General features: G+C 72.6%; 1 pseudogene. It reads right to left on the bottom strand.

The window, feature by feature from the left end:
- Window positions 1-381: pseudogene (locus CCN72_RS35295) on the bottom strand (condensation domain-containing protein); the annotation flags it as partial.

Here is a 381-nt window from a genome sequence, read left to right as displayed (position 1 = left end):
GCGGCTCGCCGGGGGTGAGGCCGAGGTCCACCGGGAAGGTCGGCAGGGTGCCGCCGCCGCGCCGGATGAACTCCCGCCAGCGGGCCACGATGTCGTGGTCGCCGTCCAGCCGGTCCGCGTCCGCCCGCTCGATCTCGCAGAAGTCGACGTAACTGGCCGCGGGGGCGGGACGGTCGGCGGTGCGCCCCGCCATGAGCGCGTCGTACAGCTCGTGCACCTCGGCGGCGATCCGGGTCAGCGAGTAGGCGTCNNGGTCGAAGGCCATGTAGACGCTGGTGGAGTCGGGGCGTACGACAGCGGTGTAGATGAGGTTCGGCCAGCGCAGCGCGTCGGCGACGGTGTCGAACCGGTCCTGGAGATACGCGGTGAGCCGGTCCGCGT

Origin of the sequence: Streptomyces murinus (assembly GCF_002154555.1) — a bacterium.
GTDB classification, from domain to species: Bacteria; Actinomycetota; Actinomycetes; order Streptomycetales; family Streptomycetaceae; genus Streptomyces; species Streptomyces murinus.
This window is presented reverse-complemented; position numbering and strand designations above follow the sequence as displayed.